The sequence below is a fragment of the Pantoea sp. X-Soil-OKNW-713 genome (assembly GCF_059730685.1).
This window is the reverse complement of sequence record NZ_AP035995.1, coordinates 2387788-2407312: the sequence shown is the minus strand read 5'-3', so window position 1 is coordinate 2407312 and position 19525 is coordinate 2387788. Positions and strand designations below refer to the sequence as shown.

Annotated in this window: 20 protein-coding genes; 11 read left to right on the top strand and 9 right to left on the bottom strand. The window is 53.3% G+C overall.

The genetic code is table 11. From position 1 onward, the window contains the following. Nucleotides 1–82: 82 nt before the first annotated feature. A complete protein-coding gene (locus tag AC6I8R_RS11205) occupies nucleotides 83–661 on the bottom strand; it encodes a CoA pyrophosphatase (protein WP_021183009.1) in 579 nt (192 codons plus the stop codon). A 1-nt stretch (nucleotide 662) separates the two neighbouring features. Beyond that, on the bottom strand, nucleotides 663–2021 hold the full coding sequence (gene pabB, locus AC6I8R_RS11200; protein WP_497832252.1) for an aminodeoxychorismate synthase component 1: 1359 nt from the start codon (nucleotides 2019–2021) through the stop codon (nucleotides 663–665). Between the two features lie 111 nt (nucleotides 2022–2132). Here pabB and AC6I8R_RS11195 point away from each other — a divergent pair, with 111 nt between their 5' ends. After that, entirely contained in the window at nucleotides 2133–2318 is a 186-nt protein-coding gene (locus AC6I8R_RS11195) for a YoaH family protein (RefSeq protein WP_021183011.1), read from the top strand. A gap of 13 nt (nucleotides 2319–2331) precedes the next feature. Here the strand turns inward: AC6I8R_RS11195 and AC6I8R_RS11190 are convergent, their stop codons facing one another. Then, on the bottom strand, nucleotides 2332–2676 hold the full coding sequence (locus AC6I8R_RS11190) for a RidA family protein (RefSeq protein WP_021183012.1): 345 nt from the start codon (nucleotides 2674–2676) through the stop codon (nucleotides 2332–2334). A gap of 125 nt (nucleotides 2677–2801) precedes the next feature. Here AC6I8R_RS11190 and yoaA point away from each other — a divergent pair, with 125 nt between their 5' ends. From yoaA to rnd, 5 genes are all read left to right on the top strand, one after another. Next, entirely contained in the window at nucleotides 2802–4712 is a 1911-nt protein-coding gene (yoaA, locus tag AC6I8R_RS11185; RefSeq protein WP_415174525.1) for a DNA repair helicase YoaA, read from the top strand. Nucleotides 4713–4765: 53 nt separating this feature from the next. After that, complete coding sequence (gene tsaB / locus AC6I8R_RS11180) at nucleotides 4766–5464, top strand: tRNA (adenosine(37)-N6)-threonylcarbamoyltransferase complex dimerization subunit type 1 TsaB (protein WP_497832251.1); 699 nt, start codon at nucleotides 4766–4768, stop codon at nucleotides 5462–5464. Nucleotides 5465–5525: 61 nt separating this feature from the next. Then, complete coding sequence (locus tag AC6I8R_RS11175; RefSeq protein WP_021183015.1) at nucleotides 5526–6119, top strand: Slp family lipoprotein; 594 nt, start codon at nucleotides 5526–5528, stop codon at nucleotides 6117–6119. A gap of 211 nt (nucleotides 6120–6330) precedes the next feature. Beyond that, the gene (gene fadD, locus AC6I8R_RS11170; protein WP_021183016.1) at nucleotides 6331–8004 is read left to right on the top strand and encodes a long-chain-fatty-acid--CoA ligase FadD; all 1674 of its coding nucleotides are present in this window, start codon (nucleotides 6331–6333) and stop codon (nucleotides 8002–8004) included. Between the two features lie 101 nt (nucleotides 8005–8105). Continuing rightward, nucleotides 8106–9227, top strand: a complete 1122-nt coding sequence (gene rnd, locus AC6I8R_RS11165) for a ribonuclease D (RefSeq protein WP_036625112.1) — start codon at nucleotides 8106–8108, stop codon at nucleotides 9225–9227. Between the two features lie 54 nt (nucleotides 9228–9281). On the opposite strand, the gene minE is transcribed toward rnd, so the two are convergent. From minE to minC, 3 genes are read right to left on the bottom strand one after another with little or no spacing between them, the layout of a single operon-like run. Further along, nucleotides 9282–9551 (bottom strand): cell division topological specificity factor MinE, encoded by a 270-nt coding sequence (gene minE / locus AC6I8R_RS11160; RefSeq protein WP_013509389.1) that lies wholly within the window; start codon nucleotides 9549–9551, stop codon nucleotides 9282–9284. Between the two features lie 3 nt (nucleotides 9552–9554). Beyond that, nucleotides 9555–10367, bottom strand: a complete 813-nt coding sequence (gene minD / locus AC6I8R_RS11155) for a septum site-determining protein MinD (protein WP_021183019.1) — start codon at nucleotides 10365–10367, stop codon at nucleotides 9555–9557. Between the two features lie 33 nt (nucleotides 10368–10400). Then, complete coding sequence (gene minC / locus AC6I8R_RS11150) at nucleotides 10401–11105, bottom strand: septum site-determining protein MinC (protein ID WP_208723552.1); 705 nt, start codon at nucleotides 11103–11105, stop codon at nucleotides 10401–10403. A 153-nt stretch (nucleotides 11106–11258) separates the two neighbouring features. Here minC and AC6I8R_RS11145 point away from each other — a divergent pair, with 153 nt between their 5' ends. The 3 genes from AC6I8R_RS11145 to ycgN all read left to right on the top strand — a co-directional run bounded on the left by AC6I8R_RS11145 (nucleotide 11259) and on the right by ycgN (nucleotide 12952). After that, on the top strand, nucleotides 11259–11534 hold the full coding sequence (locus AC6I8R_RS11145; RefSeq protein ID WP_021183021.1) for a YcgL domain-containing protein: 276 nt from the start codon (nucleotides 11259–11261) through the stop codon (nucleotides 11532–11534). A gap of 247 nt (nucleotides 11535–11781) precedes the next feature. Then, complete coding sequence (locus AC6I8R_RS11140) at nucleotides 11782–12441, top strand: fumarylacetoacetate hydrolase family protein (protein ID WP_021183022.1); 660 nt, start codon at nucleotides 11782–11784, stop codon at nucleotides 12439–12441. Between the two features lie 64 nt (nucleotides 12442–12505). Continuing rightward, nucleotides 12506–12952, top strand: a complete 447-nt coding sequence (gene ycgN / locus AC6I8R_RS11135) for a cysteine cluster protein YcgN (protein ID WP_415174526.1) — start codon at nucleotides 12506–12508, stop codon at nucleotides 12950–12952. A 36-nt stretch (nucleotides 12953–12988) separates the two neighbouring features. On the opposite strand, the gene dsbB is transcribed toward ycgN, so the two are convergent. Next, nucleotides 12989–13519, bottom strand: a complete 531-nt coding sequence (dsbB, locus tag AC6I8R_RS11130; RefSeq protein WP_036624994.1) for a disulfide bond formation protein DsbB — start codon at nucleotides 13517–13519, stop codon at nucleotides 12989–12991. A 120-nt stretch (nucleotides 13520–13639) separates the two neighbouring features. Beyond that, complete coding sequence (nhaB, locus tag AC6I8R_RS11125; RefSeq protein WP_415174527.1) at nucleotides 13640–15169, bottom strand: sodium/proton antiporter NhaB; 1530 nt, start codon at nucleotides 15167–15169, stop codon at nucleotides 13640–13642. 210 nt (nucleotides 15170–15379) lie between these two features. On the opposite strand from nhaB, the gene fadR reads away from it, so the two are divergent. Then, the gene (gene fadR / locus AC6I8R_RS11120; RefSeq protein ID WP_208723548.1) at nucleotides 15380–16099 is read left to right on the top strand and encodes a fatty acid metabolism transcriptional regulator FadR; all 720 of its coding nucleotides are present in this window, start codon (nucleotides 15380–15382) and stop codon (nucleotides 16097–16099) included. Between the two features lie 63 nt (nucleotides 16100–16162). Here the strand turns inward: fadR and AC6I8R_RS11115 are convergent, their stop codons facing one another. Next, a complete protein-coding gene (locus tag AC6I8R_RS11115; RefSeq protein ID WP_036624998.1) occupies nucleotides 16163–17698 on the bottom strand; it encodes a SpoVR family protein in 1536 nt (511 codons plus the stop codon). A gap of 505 nt (nucleotides 17699–18203) precedes the next feature. Between AC6I8R_RS11115 and AC6I8R_RS11110 the strand changes: the two genes are divergently transcribed. Continuing rightward, entirely contained in the window at nucleotides 18204–19505 is a 1302-nt protein-coding gene (locus AC6I8R_RS11110; RefSeq protein ID WP_415174529.1) for a D-amino acid dehydrogenase, read from the top strand. The last annotated feature ends 20 nt before the right edge of the window (nucleotides 19506–19525 follow it).

The window sequence follows — 19525 nt, the reverse complement described above, 5'->3', positions numbered from 1 at the left end:
AAACTAATTATACAGCACAGAAATAGTTATCCATTGCAGGAGGCAAAACCGGTGCAGGAAGAAATGGCAAGCGAGGGGTACATCAACCAGGCAGGGCAATTTGCTGACCGAGCGCACGGATAATGCCTGCGGTCATGCCCCAGATAAAATAATCTTCATACCATGAGAGCCACACCTGATGCTGACGCTGGCCGCGACGCAGCGTCAGACCACTGTAGCGACTGAGGCGTAAGGCTTCCGCCAGCGGCATGGCAAAGGCGCTTTCGACCTCATCGGGATTAATCGCCAGAGGCAACCCGGCGGGAATGATGCCGACCACCGGCGTGACGGCAAAACCGGTGCTGCTGGTCACTGCGGGCAGCACGCCAACCACCTGCACCTGATCAGGCTGGATACCCACTTCCTCCTGTGCCTCACGCAGGGCGGTGAAGATCAGCGAGTCATCGCTGGCATCCTGCATCCCACCAGGAAAAGCCACCTGACCGGCATGTTTTCGGAGCCGACTGGAACGGCGCGTCAGCAATAACCCGGGTTCTGTATCGTTAATAACGGGCACCAGCACCGCAGCGCGCCGGCCATTAACAGGCGTTTTCGCCAGTGTCACCGGCGGTTGCAACATAAAACGGCTGAGGAATTGATCCAGAGTCAGGTCGCTGTTCATTTCAGGCCAGTTCTCGCAGGCTGGGAAGAATACGATTCACTTTATGCAACGTCTCCTGATATTCAGCGGTGACGTCACTGTCGGCCACCAGCCCACCGCCCGCAGCGCAGTATAACTGCTGGTTTTCGGCGACAAGCGTGCGGATGGTGATGCTGGTATCCATGCGGCCACACAGGCTGATATAGCCGATGCTTCCGCACCAGGCATTGCGGCGATGTGGTTCCAGCTCCTCGATGATCTCCATGGCGCGGATCTTCGGCGCGCCGGTAATGGAGCCGCCGGGAAAACAGGCACGCAGCAGATCAGTGGCGGCAAGCTGCGCGGGCAGCCTTGCTCGCACGGTACTCACCAGATGATGCACCGCCGGGAACGGTTCGACGACAAATAACTCAGGTACGCTGACGCTGCCAGGTTCGGCAACGCGCCCGATATCATTGCGCAGCAGATCGACAATCATCAAATTTTCTGCGCGATCTTTCTCGGCATGCGCCAGCTCGTCTGCCTGCTGACGGTCGGCGTGAGGATCGGCCAGGCGTGGGCGCGTGCCTTTGATTGGCCGGGTTTCAATTTCCTGCTGATGCAGGGAAAGAAAGCGTTCCGGTGACAAGCTGAGAATCACGCTGTGCGGCAGCCGGAGAAAGGCGCTGAAGGGGGCGCGATTGGCCGCATTCAGATGCTGAAAAGCCTGCCACTCATCACCGCGATAGCTGGCCTGAAAGCGCTGGGCCAGATTAACCTGGTAGCAATCACCTGCCTGAATATAGGCCTGCACAGCGGCAAAACGTTGGGCGTAGTCGTCGTAACTCAGATTGGATTGCCAGTCACTGGTTAGCGCAAAGGGTTGTTGAGCGGGGGCGTTTTGCGCTTGCAGCCATTGCCAGCGCGCGTCGGCATCATCCAGTGACACCAGCGTCAGGCGACATAATTGATGGTCAGCGATTAACGCCCAGTCATAAATGCCGACCGCCATATCCGGGGTAATGAGATCGGACTTCGCCAGCTGAGGTAAGGTTTCGAAACGACGCCCCAGGTCATAACCAAATAATCCCAGCGCGCCGCCCTGAAAAGGCAGGTCAGGATTAAAAGCGGGCTGAACTCCGAGTGCATCGCACTGCTGCTGGAGTAGCGTCAGCGGATCATTCGGGCTGGTCTGGATATGGTCTTGCTGAACGATTTCCGTTACGTCTCCCCGGGTCACCAGGGTTACACGCGGATCGGCGGTCATAATATCAAAGCGGTTATCAGCATGATCGGCCTGGCCCGACGTCAACAGCATTGCCCAGGGCTGATGAGCAAGGGTGGAAAACAGGTGCGTCAGCGTATCCGGCGTATAATTGAGAGCGAGGGTTTTTACGATCATGAGACAAATCAGATAACAGCAACAAAGACCTAAGCCTGACACATTTTTTTGTTGCTGGCACCTGTTTGTTCCGCATGGAATAATGCGTCCCCTTTTTCCCAGGAGCGAGTCATGTTTACAGGTCTTCCGGCATTATCTCACGAACAGCAGCAGCAGGCGGTTGAACGTATTCAGGAACTGATGGCAGGGGGTATGGCCAGCGGTCAGGCGATTGCGCAGGTCGCGCACGAAATTCGTCAGAGTCATCAGGGAGAACAAATTCGGGCGCGCTTTGAAGACGACGAAGAGGACGTCTGACGCCCGAATCAGTTTACAACGCGGCGATGATCTTAATTTCGACTTTATATTTCGGATTCATCAAACCGGCCTGCACGGTGCAACGCACCGGTGCATTGCCCGGTGACACCCAGGCATCCCAGGCGCGGTTCATCGCCGGGAAATCAGCTTTATCGACGAGGAAAATAGTCGCGTCGAGAATTTTGCTTTTGTCTGAACCTACACGGGTCAGAATGGCGTCGATCACGGCCAGCGCGTTGGCGGTTTGTGCCTCTGCATCCTCATCAAGATTCTCTGGCACGCTGGTGTAGTACACCGTCTGGTTATGAATAACAGCTTCCGACATACGGTGTTCTGGATCAATACGCGTAATGGTCATGATTTTCTCCTTATTTATCGCAGCGCTAGCCTGCCATAACCGCAGCCAGGTTGTCATCTGTTGTGGTCGCATGAATAGAATCCTGACATAATTACAGTACTTTTTTGAATTTTCGGTGAGGATGTGTGGCAGACGATTTTGCAGCTGACGGCGCGCTGGCGCAGGCGATTCCCGGCTTTAAACCGCGTGAAGCGCAGCGCGAGATGGCGCAGGCTGTCGCAGAGGCGGTAAAAAGTGGCGGTGAGCTGGTGGTGGAGGCCGGTACCGGCACCGGTAAAACCTATGCTTATCTTGCTCCCGCGCTGCGTGCTGACAAAAAAGTGATCATCTCCACTGGTTCCAAAGCGTTACAGGATCAGCTGTATAATCGCGATCTACCCACCGTTGCCCGTGCGCTCAAGTTCAAAGGAAAAACCGCCTTGCTGAAAGGCCGCTCCAACTATCTCTGTCTGGAACGGATGGAACAGCAAACCCAGAGCGGCGGGGATCTCAACGTCCAGGCACTGGGCGATTTGATTACGTTGCGCGGCTGGTCATCGGAAACCATTGATGGCGATATTAGCAGCTGTGCCGGTGTGGCAGAAGACAGCCCGGTGTGGCCTTATGTCACCAGCACCAACGACAACTGTCTGGGCAGTGATTGCCCGCTGTACAAAGATTGTTTTGTGGTGAAAGCCCGCAAACGGGCAATGGACGCTGATGTGGTGGTGGTGAACCACCATTTGTTCCTCGCTGATCTGGTGGTAAAAGAAGGGGGCTTTGGGGAACTGATTCCCGAGGCCGATGTGATGATTTTCGATGAAGCCCATCAGCTGCCGGATATCGCCAGCCAATATTTCGGCCAGCAACTCTCCAGCCGCCAACTCCTCGATTTAGTCAAAGACATCATTATTGCCTACCGTACTGAAGTGCGTGATGTGCAGCAGTTGCAGAAATCCGCCGACCGCCTGGCGCAATGTACCCAGGATTTCCGCCTGACATTGGGAGAACCCGGCTTTCGCGGCAACCTGCGCGACTTGCTGAGTGATAACAACGTGATGCGCATGCTGACCTTGTTGGATGATGCACTCGAACTCTGTTACGACGTGATTAAGTTATCGCTGGGGCGTTCTGCATTGCTGGATGCCGCCTTTGAGCGCGCCGCCCTGTATCGCACCCGCCTGAAACGCTTACGTGCCATTGATGAACCGGGCTTCAGCTACTGGTATGAATGCTCCAGTCGTCATTTTACCCTCGCGCTGACGCCGCTCTCGGTTGCCGAACGTTTCCGCGAAGTGATGGACAATCGCAAAGCAGCCTGGGTCTTCACCTCTGCTACCCTGGCGGTGAATGAGCAGATGAGCCATTTCTCGAGCCGGTTGGGGGTGGATAAAGCAAAAACGCTGATCCTCAACAGCCCGTTTGATTATGCGCGCCAGGCGCTGTTGTGCGTACCGCGCCATCTGCCGGAACCAAACCGTCCCGGTGGCGCACGCCGGTTGGCACAGATGATGAAGCCGTTGATTGATGCCAACAAAGGCCGCTGCTTCTTTTTATGTACCTCGCATATGATGATGCGTGAGCTAGCGGCGGAATTTCGTGCCTCCATGACCATACCGGTGCTGCTACAGGGCGAAACCAGTAAAGGTCAGCTGTTGAAACAATTCCTTGAGGCAGGCAATGCCTTGCTGGTGGCAACCAGTAGCTTCTGGGAAGGCGTGGATGTGCGGGGCGATGCGCTGTCCCTGGTGATCATCGATAAACTGCCGTTTACCTCGCCGGAGGATCCGTTGTTGAAAGCCCGCATGGAGGATTGTCGTCTGCGTGGCGGTGAGCCGTTTAACGATGTGCAGTTACCCGATGCGGTAATTACCCTCAAACAGGGGGTAGGCCGTCTGATCCGTGATACCGACGATCGTGGTGTGCTGGTGATTTGCGATCAGCGCCTGGTGTCTCGCCCCTATGGCGCGCTATTCCTCAACAGTTTGCCGCCGACCCCGCGCACCCGCGATCTTGACCGCGCCATTCGTTTTGTCCGCGAGCAGGAGAGTCACTAATTTGTGTCAGCCTGTGTTAAGATGCGCGCCATTTTGAATCTCCCGAGGTTGTTATGTCCGCCCGAATTTTAGCCCTGGACACGGCGACAGAAGCCTGTTCTGCCGCGCTGCTGAATCAACAACAGCTTGATTCCCGTTTCGAAATCGCTCCGCGTGACCATACTCAACGTATTCTGCCGCTGGTACAGGCGTTGTTGCAGGCGCAACAACTTGAGCTGACGGCGCTGGATGCGCTGGCGTTTGGACGCGGGCCGGGCAGTTTTACCGGCGTGCGTATCGGCATCGGTATCGCCCAGGGGCTGGCGCTGGGGGCGAATCTGCCAATGATTGGCGTCTCCTCATTAGCTACCATGGCGCAAGGCGCCTGGCGACTGAGCGGCGCCACGCGTGTGCTGGCGGCGATCGATGCACGCATGGGCGAAGTCTATTGGGCGGAGTATCAACGCGATGCGAACGGCGAGTGGCACGGCGAAGAAACCGAAGCCGTGCTGTCACCGGAAGCCGCTCAAACGCGTATTGCCAGCCTGAGCGGTGAATGGACCACGGTTGGCACCGGTTGGCTGGCGTATCCGCAGCTGTTAACTACGCCCGGCGCGCATCTGATCGCCAGCGAAGTCCAGTTACCTGCTGCTGAAGATATGCTGCCGTTGGCGCTTGCGGCCTGGCAACGGGGAGAAACGGTCGCGGTAGAACACGCTGAACCCGTTTATCTGCGCAATGAAGTGGCATGGAAAAAATTGCCGGGACGTTAAGGGACCGCGCAACTTATCGCTACGCTCTCAGTCTAATCTGAGAAATAACAGGAGAAGTGCTATGCCAATGAGTCGTAAAGGGATGTCTGGCGCTCTGTTAGCCTGCGTGCTGTTGATCAGCGGTTGTGTTTCGGTGCCGGATGCCATTAAAGGGAGTTCACAGCTTCCACAGCAAGATCTATTACGCGTGATGAATGCGCCGCAACTCTATGTCGGCCAGGAGTCGCGCTTCGGCGGTAAAGTGGTAAACGTCACCAATCTTAATGGTCTGACGCGCCTCGAAATTGCCACCCAACCATTGGATGACAGCGCCCGACCACGTCTTGGTTCGGCATCGGTCGGTCGTATTTTTGCCGATATTCACGGCTTCGTTGATCCGACCGATGTGAAAAACCAGTACGTTACCGTGCTGGGCAATATCAAAGGGACAGAAAAAGGGACGATCGGCCAGGCCAGCTACAATTTTGTGGTTATCGATGTAAAAGGTTATCAGCGCTGGCATTTAACGCAGCAGGTTATGACGCCACCGCAGCCTATCGATCCCTGGATTTTCTACGGACCGACACGCCATCATCCAGGCTATTGGGGACCCAACCCTTACTGGGGCATGTCCAATAGTGGTCCGGCACAGGTAGAAACTATCCTGACTGAATAAGTTATTTTTAATCAGTCATTTACGGCCCGATCGCGGCGCACGCGAACGGGCCTTTTTATTGAGTGCGCAACCGAAGCGCGAAATTTAGTGATGAGCCTCGCAACCTGAACAGGTCGACACCGGCAAACTGGTACAATCAGTTAAAATATTGTTAACAACACTGATGGCAGAGGCTGCGATGGCTACGCAACAAGAATCTCGGGGTGAATCTTTGACTAAGGTTTGGCTGAAACGCTATCCGCCGGATGTCCCAGCGGAAATTACTGCGGACCGTTATACCTCTTTGATCGATCTTTTTGAGCATGCAGCAACGCGTTATGCCGATCAGGTCGCTTTCGTAAACATGGGTCAACCGATGACCTATCGTCAGCTGGACCAGCAAAGTCGTGCTTTCGCTGCCTGGTTACAACAGGGGCTGAAGCTTAAAGCCGGTGACCGGGTTGCGCTGATGATGCCTAATCTGCTGCAATATCCGGTGGCGCTGTTTGGCGTGCTGCGTGCAGGCATGGTGGTGGTGAATGTTAACCCGCTTTACACGCCGCGCGAGTTAAAGCATCAACTTAACGACAGCGGTGCCAGTGCGATTGTCATCGTCTCGAATTTTGCGCACACCTTAGAAAAAGTCGTGGCCGAGACTCAGGTTAAACATGTGATGTTGACGCGCATGGGTGATCAACTGGCCCCCATCAAAGGGACGCTGGTTAATTTTATTGTTCGCTATGTGAAGAAGCTGGTGCCGAAATACCATCTGCCAGGTGCCGTTTCTTTTCGTCTGGCGTTGCAGCAGGGGGAGCAACTGACTTATCAACGCCCTGATGTGACCAATGATGACCTGGCGTTTCTGCAATATACCGGTGGTACCACCGGGGTAGCGAAAGGCGCAATGCTGACGCACGGCAATATGCAGGCCAACCTCGAACAGGCGAAAGCCACCTATGGCAAGCTGCTGCGTCCGGGACAGGAGTGCGTGGTCACCGCCTTGCCGCTGTACCATATTTTTGCTCTGACGGTTAACTGTCTGCTGTTCCTCGATCTGGGCGGCCAGAACCTGTTGATCACCAATCCGCGCGACATCCCGGGTTTTGTCAGGGAGCTGGCAAAGTTCCCGTTCACCGCGATTACCGGTGTGAATACCCTGTTCAACGCGCTGCTCAACGATGCCAACTTTAATAAGCTGGATTTCTCCACCCTGCGGATGTCGGCGGGCGGCGGTATGGCGGTGCAAAAAGCCGTGGCTGAACGCTGGGAGAAACTAACCGGCCACTATCTGCTGGAAGGCTACGGTTTGACCGAGTGTTCACCGTTGGTGTCGGTGAATCCTTATGACATCACCTGCCATACCGGAAGCATCGGTTTACCGGTACCTTCTACCGATGTGCGTATCGTCGATGAAGATGAACATGATGTCCTGCCGGGTGAGCCGGGAGAGCTTTGCGTACGCGGCCCGCAAGTGATGGTCGGTTACTGGCAACGCCCGGAAGCCACCGAAGAAGTGCTAAAAAATGGCTGGCTGCATACCGGTGATATTGTTACCGTGGACAGCGAAGGCTTTATCCGCATCGTCGATCGCAAAAAAGACATGATTCTGGTGTCGGGCTTTAACGTGTATCCTAATGAGATCGAAGATGTGCTGATGCAGCATGAGAAAGTGCGAGAGGCCGCCGCGATTGGCGTACCGAGCGATCTTTCCGGTGAAGCGGTGAAAGTGTGTATCGTGAAGAAAGATCCCACCTTAACCAAAGAAGAAGTGCTGGATCACTGTCGCCGTCAGCTAACCGGCTACAAGGTGCCGAAGATTATCGAGTTTCGCGACGAGTTGCCTAAGACCAACGTCGGCAAGATTTTACGTCGTGAGTTGCGCGATGAGGTGAAGCGGGAAGGGTAAGTGTGCGCACCTCGCTCAAAGGTTAACGCCGGCAAAGTCCGGCGTTTTTATTGCTTTTAACATGGAGCGCTGCACGAAGTATGTTGCAGCGAAAACATAACGTGAATTATTCCCTGATCGACCAAAATGACCAACTGGCGGCGGTATGTGACAAAGCACGGCAGCATAGCGCTGTGGCGCTGGATACCGAATTTGTTCGCACCCGTACTTACTATCCGCAGTTGGGCCTGATCCAGCTGTTTGATGGCGAGCAATTGGTCCTGATCGATCCTCTCAACATTAGCGACTGGGCACCGTTTATTGCGTTATTGCGTGATACCCAGGTAACCAAATTCCTGCACGCGGGTGGTGAAGATCTCGAAGTGTTTCTGCATCGTTTTCGCTGCCTGCCGGATCCGATGGTCGATACCCAAATTCTGGCGGCTTTTGCCGGGCAGCCTCTGTCGTGGGGTTTTGCCGCGATGGTGATGCACTTTAATCAGATCGAGCTGGATAAAAGTGAAGCGCGCACTGACTGGCTGGCGCGTCCACTGACGGCGCGCCAGTGTGAATATGCGGCGGCGGATGTCGCTTACCTGCTGCCGATAGCCCATCAACTGGTGGCGCAAACGGAAGCGGCAGGCAACATGGCCGCAGCGCTGAGCGAATGTGACACCTTATGCCAGCGTCGTCTGGATGTGCTGGCGCCTGAAGATGCCTGGCGTGATATCACCAATGCCTGGCAACTGCGCCCGCGTCAGTTGGCGGCTTTGCAGCGTCTTGCGGCGTGGCGGCTGAATATCGCGCGGCAGAAAGATATGGCGGTGAACTTCGTGGTGCGCGAAGAGAACTTGTGGAAAGTGGCGCGTTTTATGCCCGGCAGCCTCGGTGAACTGGATCATCTGGGACTGAATGGCCATGAAATCCGCTTCCACGGTAAAGCGCTGGTGGCGATGGTGGCCGAAGCGCAAGCGCAGGATGAAAGCACGTTGCCGCAACCGCTGGGTAATCTGATTGATCACCCGGAATACAAGCAGACCTTTAAAGCCATCAAAGCGTTGGTCCAGCAGGTGAGCGAAGAGACGGGTTTTAGCCAGGAGTTGCTGGCTTCACGTCGTCAGATCAATCAGGTGTTGAGCGTGCATTGGGGGTTGAAAAATGCCTCACGCACACCGGAATTAATCGCAGGCTGGCGTGGCGATTTGTTCAAGGCGCGCATCGACGAGATTTTGCAGACGCACTAAATCCAGTATTTTCCCCTGCAAACAACGCAGGGGAAAATCAGGAGACCGCTAGCCTCATTTGGTGACTTCTTCCGTCTCCGGTAGCGTAACGTTCAGCTCCAGAATCGAGATATCATCTCCTTTCTGATCCAGCTGAACGGTCACCATATCTGGGTCAATCTTCACATACTTGCAAATCACTTCCAGAATGTCGCGCTTGAGCTGCGGCAGGTAGTGGGGCTCACTATCGCCCCTTCTGCGTTCAGCCACAATAATTTGCAGCCTTTCCTTGGCTATGTTGGCTGTGTTCTTCTTACGGGATAAAAAGAAATCAAGTAATGCCATTGGTTATCCCCCGAACAGGCGTTTCAGGAAACCCTTCTTCTCTTCTTCAATAAAGCGGAAGGGGCGTTCTTCGCCAAGCAGGCGGTCTACGGTATCAGCATAGGCTTTACCGGCATCTGAGGTCGCGTCAAGGATCACCGGTTCGCCCTGGTTAGAGGCGCGCAGTACCGATTGGTCTTCAGGAATGACGCCGACCAATGGAATACGCAGGATATCCAGTACGTCTTCCATGCTCAACATATCACCACGACTGACGCGGCCCGGGTTGTAACGGGTCAGCAGCAGGTGTTCTTTTACGGCATCCTGGCCATTCTCTGCACGGCGAGATTTGGAGGCGATGATGCCAAGAATACGGTCGGAGTCACGTACTGAAGAGACTTCCGGGTTAGTGGTAATAATCGCTTCGTCGGCAAAATAGAGCGCCATCAGCGCACCGGTTTCGATACCGGCCGGCGAGTCACAAACGATAAAATCGAACTCCATGGTCGCCAGATCGTTCAGTACTTTCTCAACGCCTTCGCGGGTCAGGGCATCTTTGTCACGGGTTTGCGACGCAGGCAGGATGTAAAGTTGCTCGGTACGCTTATCTTTAATCAGTGCCTGGTTCAGTGTGGCATCGCCCTGAATAACGTTGACGAAGTCATAAACCACACGGCGTTCACAGCCCATGATCAGGTCGAGGTTACGCAGACCGATGTCAAAATCGATAACCACGGTTTTTTTGCCTTTCTGCGCGAGTCCAGTGGCGATGGCCGCGCTTGACGTGGTCTTGCCAACGCCCCCTTTACCGGATGTAACTACAATGATGCGTGCCATAAATGTTGATTTCCTTAACGAAAGAAAAGGGGCCTAATTAAGTGTCTGAATGGTGAGCGCGCCCTCTTTGAGGCACAGGCGCGCAGCTTTACCAAAAAATTCTGCCGGGATCTGATCCATGATCCAGTACTCCCCGGCAATCGAGACCAACTCTGCGGCGAGGTTGGTGCAAAAAATCTGGCAGTCACGGTCACCGCTGGCACCCGCCAGCGCGCGGCCGCGCATCATGCCGTAAATGTGGATGTTGCCATCGGCAACTAATTCAGCACCGGCGCTGACGCTGCTGGTGACGATTAAATCGGCATTGCGGGCATAGATTTGCTGGCCTGAACGTACTGGCGTATTGATGATGCGGGTTTTATTGACGGTCTCAGCCACAACAGGGGCGGCGACGGCTTCAGCAACCGGCGTTTCAGTGCGCTTTTTGCTCTCTTTACCTTCAGACAGCACAGGTAAACCGGCGCGCGCAATCATCTTTTTCAGCGCATCATCTTTACAACCGCTGACGCCAACGATACGCAATCCGGTTGCGCTGACGGCTTGTTGCATCTGTTTCCAGTTGATGTCGCCGTTCAATGCCGACACATTGAGCACCACGGGCGCATTTTTCAGAAAGCCAGGCGCCTGGTCGATTTTGTCCTGCAACGCCTGACGAATCACCTCAGGTTGCGAATGGTGCAGATGAACGACTGACAGGGTAAAACTGCTTCCCTTGAATTCGATTGGCATTTGCGACATCTGTCCTGACTCGTCCTGTTTTCACTACCAGGTGATGAATGCCGATAAAATCGTCATTAACACCACTCGGTCAATATTCGAAGTTCAGCAAGCATGTTATAGTTACTGCTATATTCAGGCAAGTGACGCCATCAGTTAATTCGAGTAAAAAATATGTTTTGTGTGATCTACAGAAGCCCGCAACGCGACCAGACTTATCTTTATGTTGAAAAAAAAGACGATTTTTCCCGCGTGCCGGAAGAATTGCTGCGGGGCTTTGGTAAACCTCAGTTGGCAATGGTGCTGTCACTGGAAAAACGCGGCAAACTGGCCAATGCAGACATCAATAAAGTTAAGCAGGCATTGAGCGATCAGGGCTATTATTTACAATTGCCGCCCCCGCCGGAAAGTCTGCTGAACATACATCTTCAGCAAGGCAAAAAAGATTAATTCGGATTCATCTGTAAATATATCCAGATTTAATCATCTGTATGGGCAGCTTTATTTATTTGCCTGCGCTAAATCCCTTATTGCAGACAATATAGTGAATCTGATTAACGTCTTTTGACAATTTCCGCACAGCCCGCAGTCGCAAACCAGCTTAATATATTGACCCTCAGTGCCACGTTCCGGCACTGAAGCAAACACAACGCGCCAGCAGGGCTGGCGTCATACGCAACTAAAGCAGGGGAATAGCATGTATCAGCATCGTAACTGGCAGGGCGCTTTGTTGGATTACCCGGCCAGTAAAGTGGTCTGTGTTGGCAGCAACTATGCTAAGCACATTAAGGAGATGGGAAGTGCAACGCCAACCGAGCCGGTGGTGTTCATCAAGCCTGAAACCGCGCTGTGCGATCTGCGTCAGCCACTGTCGATTCCAGGGAATTTCGGTGAAGTCCACCACGAAGTTGAACTGGCGGTGCTGATTGGTGCCACGCTGAAGCAGGCGAGTGAAGAGCATGTGGCGAAGGCCATCGCGGGTTATGGTGTGGCGCTGGATTTGACGCTGCGTGATGTCCAGGCTGGTCTGAAAAAAGCGGGACAGCCGTGGGAAAAATCGAAAGGTTTTGATAACTCTTGCCCGCTGTCTGGTTTTATCCCGGCAGCAGAATTCAGCGGCAATCCGCAGGATACCGAACTGAAACTGGTGGTGAATGGGGAAGTTCGCCAGCATGGCACCACCGCAGATATGATCCACAAAATCCTGCCGTTGATTGCCTATATGAGCCAGTATTTCACGTTGCGTGCGGGCGATGTGGTACTAACCGGCACCCCAGAGGGTGTGGGCCCGATGCGTTCTGGTGACAAACTTGAAATCTCGCTGGCCGGTCACGGTATTACGACGCGCGTGCTGTAAAACTTGCATCACCGCACCTGAACCTTTATAAGGTGCGGTCTTTACGTTAATCCGGACCGCCATCATGACTGATCACCCTTTCTGGCAAACAAAACGCCTTGACCAAATGGACGATGCACAGTGGGAATCGCTGTGCGACGGCTGTGGGCAGTGCTGCCTGAATAAATTGCAGGATGCGGATACCGATGAAATTTACTTCACTAACGTCGCCTGCAATCAGCTCAACATTAAAACCTGCCAGTGTCGCAATTACGAACGGCGGTTTGAATATGAAGAAGATTGCATCAAGCTGACACGCGAAAATCTGACCACTTTCAACTGGTTGCCGCGTACCTGTGCGTATCGTTTGCTCGGTGAAGGAAAGACATTACCCGCCTGGCATCCGCTGGTCGCAGGTTCCAAGAAAGCCATGCATGCACAACGCATTTCGGTGCGTTATATCGCGGTGCGAGAGAGTGAAGTGCGGGATTGGGAAGATCACATCATCGATCGGCCAGACCGTAACGGTTAACAAAAACAGGCAGCTCAGGCTGCCTGTTTTCATTTGTTAACGGCCAAACAAATCGCGACGTTTGGCTTTGAACGGTTGTGCAATCAGCACCAGCAGACCGACCACCAGATAAGCCGCAAAAATGACGATCATCCACTGCGGCATGCTCCAGCCAAGGAAGCTCCAGTCAATGGCGGCGCAGTCACCCCGCGCCACGAACACGGCAGGCAACCATTTATCCAGTGGCAGCCAGGTCGGGAAACGCGCGGCAAAATCACAGGTGACAAAGGGGTTCGGATGGAGTTGGATCATGGTGTGTTCATAAGAGAGGCGAACTCCCTGAATCGCACTGTACAGCCAGATGACAATCGCAACCCAACGCAACGGGGTTTTCGGCGCAATGGCTCCGACAATACCCGCACCCATCACGCCAAACAGTGCGCAACGCTCATAAATACACATCACACAGGGCTGTAATCCCATGACGTGTTGGAAAAAGAGCGCAGTCAGTTCGAGAGCCAGTGCCGTCAGTGCCAACAATAACCAGGCTCCGCGTCCTCGCGAACATTGGTTCAAATATCGCAACATATTGCCTTTCCTGTAGCCATTAATGTTTCGCAGTGTAAACCAAAAGCGTGACCATGCCAGCCCGGACGCAGGAAAAAATCATGTATAAAAATGACTTATCCTGATCCAGGCCAAAAAACCTCAGAGTTGTGTGGCGCTAAGCCAACCTTGCTGGATGAAATAATCACTCATTGGTACCAGCAATTCATTGATGCAGAAGAATCCCACCAGTGACAGCACCAGGGTAAACGGCAGCGCCATCCACACCATGCGGCCATATGAGAGACGAATCAGCGGTGCCAGTGCTGAGGTCAACAAAAACAGGAAGGCTGCCTGACCATTCGGGGTGGCAACTGAGGGTAAATTCGTGCCGGTATTGGTGGCGACCGCCAACAGTTCAAACTGACGCAAATCAATCGCACCGCTCTGGAAGGCATGTTTTGCTTCGTTGATATACACCGAGCCGACAAACACATTATCCGAGATGGATGACAGCAAACCATTAAACACATAAAACCAACTGAGTTGCGAGGCCGGGTCAGCTTGCAACACAAAATGGATTAGTGGCTGGAACAGTTGCTGGTCAATGATCACCGCGACAATGGCAAAAAATACCGCCAGCAATGCGGTAAAGGGTAGAGCTTCGGTAAAGGCCTGGCCAAGCGTATGTTCATCGGTAAACCCGCACAGCGAGGTGGCGAGAATAATCACAGAAAGGCCAATCAACCCAACTTCGGCGAGATGAAAGGCGAGGGCGATAATCAGCCAAACGCCGATCAAAGCCTGCACCCACAATCTCAGCGTATCCTGGCGGGTGCGCTGCTCACTGGCCTGACGGTCGCTCTCCAGTAAAATCGCGCGTACGGCCTCAGGTAGCGTTTCACCGTAGCCAAACACCCGGAAGCGTTCCACCAGAATGCTGGTGATAATCCCACACAACAACACCGGAACGGTAACCGGCGCCATGCGCAGGAAAAACTCTGTGAAGTTCCACCCTGCGGCATGGGCAATGATCAGGTTCTGTGGTTCGCCGACCATCGTCATCACACCGCCAAGTGCGGTGCCGACACCGGCTTGCATCATCAGGCTGCGCAAAAAGGCGCGAAATTTTTCCAGGGTTTCCCGCTGGACAACTTCTTCATGGTGCGGCAGCCCGGACGAAGCCACGCGATGATAAATATCATAAAAACCCATCGCCACGCTGATCACCACCGCCAGTACGGTCAGCGCATCGAGGAAGGCGGAGAGAAACGCAGCGGCAAGACAGAAGGTCAGACCGAGCAGCACTTTGCTGCGGATCGACAGCAAAATACGGGTAAATACGAACAACAGCAGTTGTTTCATAAAGAAGATCCCCGCCACCATAAAAATCAGCAGCAGCAACACTTCAATATTCCCGGCCAGTTCAGTTTTCACCTGTTCAGCACTGGCCATGCCAATGGCAATCGCCTCGACAGCTAACAAGCCACCGGGCAGCAGCGGGTGGCACTTCAACGCCATGCCAAGGGTAAAAATAAACTCGGCGACCAACACCCAACCCGCCAAAAACGGGCTGACAAAAAAGAATACCAGTGGGTTAATGATCAGAAAAATGAGGATTGCGAGCTTATACCAATCGGGCGACTGCCCAAGAAAATTACGCCGAAATGCCTGCGCGTACGTGGGTTCCATTGGATCTCCCTGAAGTCATGCCATGTTATAAAATTTTGCCAAGGGTAATGCGTCTCCAGGCGCTAAGCAAACGGAGATCGTGTGGGTATTAAATGATATGGAAATTTGCGGCAGCGCGCGCTTTTAATCGATTGCCAGGCTATATCCGCTATAGCCCCTCTGGTATGATGAGTCCAATTACGATAAAGAAAGCAACGAGAAATAAATGCTATGGTGATTAAGGCGCAAAGCCCCGCAGGATTTGCTGAAGAATATATTATTGAAAGCATCTGGAACAGTCGTTTTCCGCCGGGGTCAATTCTACCTGCCGAACGTGAGCTTTCTGAATTGATCGGGGTGACCCGTACTACGCTGCGTGAAGTTTTACAGCGCCTGGCGCGTGATGGCTGGCTGACCATCCAGCACGGTAAACCTACGCGGGTGAATGATTTTTGGGAAACATCAGGTTTAAACATTCTCGAAACTCTGGCAAGGCTCGATCATGATAGCGTGCCGCAGCTGATTGATAATTTGCTGTCGGTACGAACCAATATTGCCTCTATCTTTATCAGCCGTGCCTTACGTCACCATCCGGACAAAGCGCGCGATGTGCTGGAAACGGCGCTGAATTCTGAGGATCAGGCGGATGCCTACACTGAGCTGGACTATCGTGTATTCCGTGGTCTGGCATTTGCTTCCGGTAACCCGATCTACGGTTTGATCCTCAATGGACTGAAAGGTCTGTATACCCGCGTTGGCCGCCACTACTTCTCCAATCCGGAAGCGCGTGAGTTGGCTCGCAGTTTCTACCGTCAACTGGCGGATCTGTGTGGGGTTAAACCGACGCAGGAGCAGATTGTCGATTGCGTGCGTGATTATGGTCGCCGCAGCGGTGAAATCTGGCACGGCATGCAGAAAAGTATGCCGGATGATTTGGGGACTAAGCGTTAATTCAACCTGCCTTTTGTCCAATAAAAAGCCGCCATCAACATGATGGCGGCTTTTTTGTGACCTTTACAGCGCCGGACCGCGTGCCGGGCTGCGATCCAGCAGTTCTACGCTGCCATCTTCATTCTGTTGTTCAAGGATGACATCAAAGCCCCACAGGCGATGTACGTGCTTCAGGACTTCGCGGCGGCTTTTATCTAACGGCGCACGTTGCTGCGGTACGTAACGCAGCGTCAGCGAGCGATCCCCGCGCAGATCAACGTTGTAAACCTGAATGTTGGGTTCCAGATTACTCAGGTTGTACTGCGCCGACAGCTGCTGGCGGATTGCCCGATAACCGGCTTCGTCATGAATCGCGGCAATTTCCAGATAGTTGTTACGATCATCATCCAGCACGGTGAACAAGCGGAAATCGCGCATTACCTTCGGCGACAGGAACTGGCTGATAAAGCTTTCGTCCTTGAATTCCCGCATCGCGAAGTGCAACGTCTTCAGCCAATCTGAACCGGCGATATCCGGGAACCAGTAACGATCTTCCTCAGTCGGCGACTGACAAATACGTTTGATATCCTGGAACATCGCAAAACCGAGAGCATAAGGGTTGATGCCGTTATACCACGGGCTGTTATAGGGCGGCTGGAAAACCACGTTGGTATGGCTATGCAAAAACTCCATCATGAAGCGTTCCGACACTTTCCCCTCGTCATACATATGGTTGAGGATGGTGTAATGCCAGAACGTTGCCCAGCCTTCGTTCATTACCTGGGTTTGCTTTTGTGGATAGAAGTACTGGCTAACCTTACGCACAATGCGCAACACCTCACGCTGCCAGGGTTCCAGCAACGGGGCATTCTTCTCCATAAAATAAAGCAAATTTTCCTGTGGTTCAGAGGGATAGCGAGCGGCTTCAACCTGTACCGACTCTTTCTCTTTACGCGGCAGGGTACGCCACAACGTATTGACCTGACTTTGCAGATACTCTTCACGGCTTTTTTGCCGCGCTTTCTCTTCCTGTAAGGAGATTTTTTGCGGGCGTTTATAACGATCCACGCCGTAGTTCATCAGGGCATGGCAGGAGTCGAGCAACCGCTCAACTTCCTCTACACCGTAACGTTCTTCACAGTCGGAGATGTAATTGCGGGCAAACAGCAGGTAATCGACAATTGAACTGGCATCGGTCCAACTGCGGAACAGGTAATTATTTTTGAAGAAAGAGTTGTGACCATAGCAGGCATGCGCCATTACCAGCGCCTGCATCGTCATGGTGTTCTCTTCCATCAGATAGGCGATACAGGGGTTGGAGTTAATCACGATCTCATAAGCCAGGCCTTGTTGCCCGTGCTTATAGCGTTGCTCAGTCTCAATAAATTTCTTGCCGAAGGACCAGTGGGCATAGTTGATCGGCATACCCACGCTGGAGTAGGCGTCCATCATCTGCTCAGAGGTGATCACTTCAATTTGGTGCGGATAGGTATCCAGCCCATAGAGTTTGGCTACACGGTCAATTTCTGCCAGATAGACATCAAGCAACTCGAATGTCCAGTCAGGCCCGTCACTGAGTCGTTTACTGTTCCTGGTTGGCTCGTCAAAGATTGTCGTCATAGCGCACCTCTGTTTTGCAGAGTGGCAGGTAACGGAATGTCACCTGTCACGAACGTTTAAGGCTTCATCCTGAGAAAGACAGCCCAAAAAAACTGAGCGAACACATCAATGATAGTCCACTGTCGCTTATCCGAAACCGGAACTCAAACGAATTCTTTTGGCACAAAATCATTCAAAAAATCATCGTGGCTGATTTCGTAATTTCAAATATGGGTTTGGTTTTATTTCGCAGAATATTATTCTGATTATAAGTGCATTGTATGACTGCGACGCTTTCTCCTGAAAAAAGTGAAAATGACTGATTCCCGCATCATAAATTGCTGATTTATGACTTTTCAGCATAAAAAATCCTGATTTTGTCGTGATGGCATGATTTTAGTTACCAGAAAGGTAAAAAACATGTGAAATGATACTGTCAGAAGTGAGGTGGTTTCCGGTGTCTGGTTATGCTGTACCAGGCTTAATATGTGGTCAATTATGCTTTTGTGGTGGTGGCGAGGGTCTTATGCGCGTAGTGATTCTGGGAAGTGGTGTGGTCGGCGTCGCAAGCGCCTGGTACCTGGCTCAGGCCGGGCATGAGGTTACCGTCATTGATCGTCAGCCGGGGGCTGCGCTGGAGACCAGCGCAGGTAATGCCGGACAAATTTCTCCCGGCTATGCTGCCCCCTGGGCCGCGCCGGGTGTGCCACTCAAAGCGGTTAAATGGATGTTCCAGCGTCATGCGCCATTGGCTATCCGCCTCGACGGCAGCCGCTTCCAACTGGAGTGGATGTGGAACATGCTGCGCAACTGCGATATGCGCCACTATCAGGAAAACAAAAGTCGCATGGTGCGGATTGCGGAATACAGCCGTGACTGCCTGAAAGCCTTGCGGGAATCGACCGGGATTGCTTACGAGGGACGTCAGGGCGGCACCCTGCAACTGTTCCGCACCCGCCAACAATTCGAAAGCGCCAGCAAAGATATTGCGGTGCTGAAAGAGGCGGGAGTGCCTTACCAACTGCTGGAGTCCCACCAACTGGCGAGTGTTGAACCGGCGCTGGCGACAACGGCCCACAAACTGACCGGTGGTTTGCGTCTGCCAAACGATGAAACTGGCGATTGCCAGCTATTTACCCAGCGCCTCGCGGCGATGGCTGCCGTTGCTGGCGTTACCTTCCGCTTCGATACGCCGGTTGATCACCTGCTACGTGAAGGTAACCGTATCTACGGTGTGAAGTGTGGTGATGAAGTGATCAAAGCCGATGCTTACGTGGTGGCGTTTGGTTCCTACTCGACCGCGCTGCTGAAAGATATTGTCAGCATTCCGGTGTATCCGTTGAAAGGTTATTCGCTGACGATCCCGATTAAAAACCCGGATGCGGCGCCGGTCTCCACCATTCTGGATGAAACCTATAAAGTGGCCGTCACACGCTTTGATGATCGTATCCGTGTGGGCGGCATGGCGGAAATTGTTGGTTTTAACACCAAACTGTTGCCAGCACGTCGTGAAACGCTGGAGATGGTGGTCAGCGATCTCTATCCTGAAGGCGGTTATGTTGAACAGGCCACGTTCTGGAGCGGATTGCGTCCGATGACGCCGGACGGCACGCCAATTGTTGGCCGTACGCCGCTCTCTAATCTCTATCTTAATACCGGTCATGGTACGCTGGGATGGACGATGGCCTGCGGTTCTGGCCAGTTGCTGGCCGATCTGATTTCCGGGAAGAAACCGGCCATCGCTTCTGACGATTTGTCAGTGCTGCGTTATTTACCCGGTTTTGAGCCAAACACATCGCCGTTGCGTAACGCTAACGTAACGCGTTGAGCATTCAGGGAGAGCAAGAG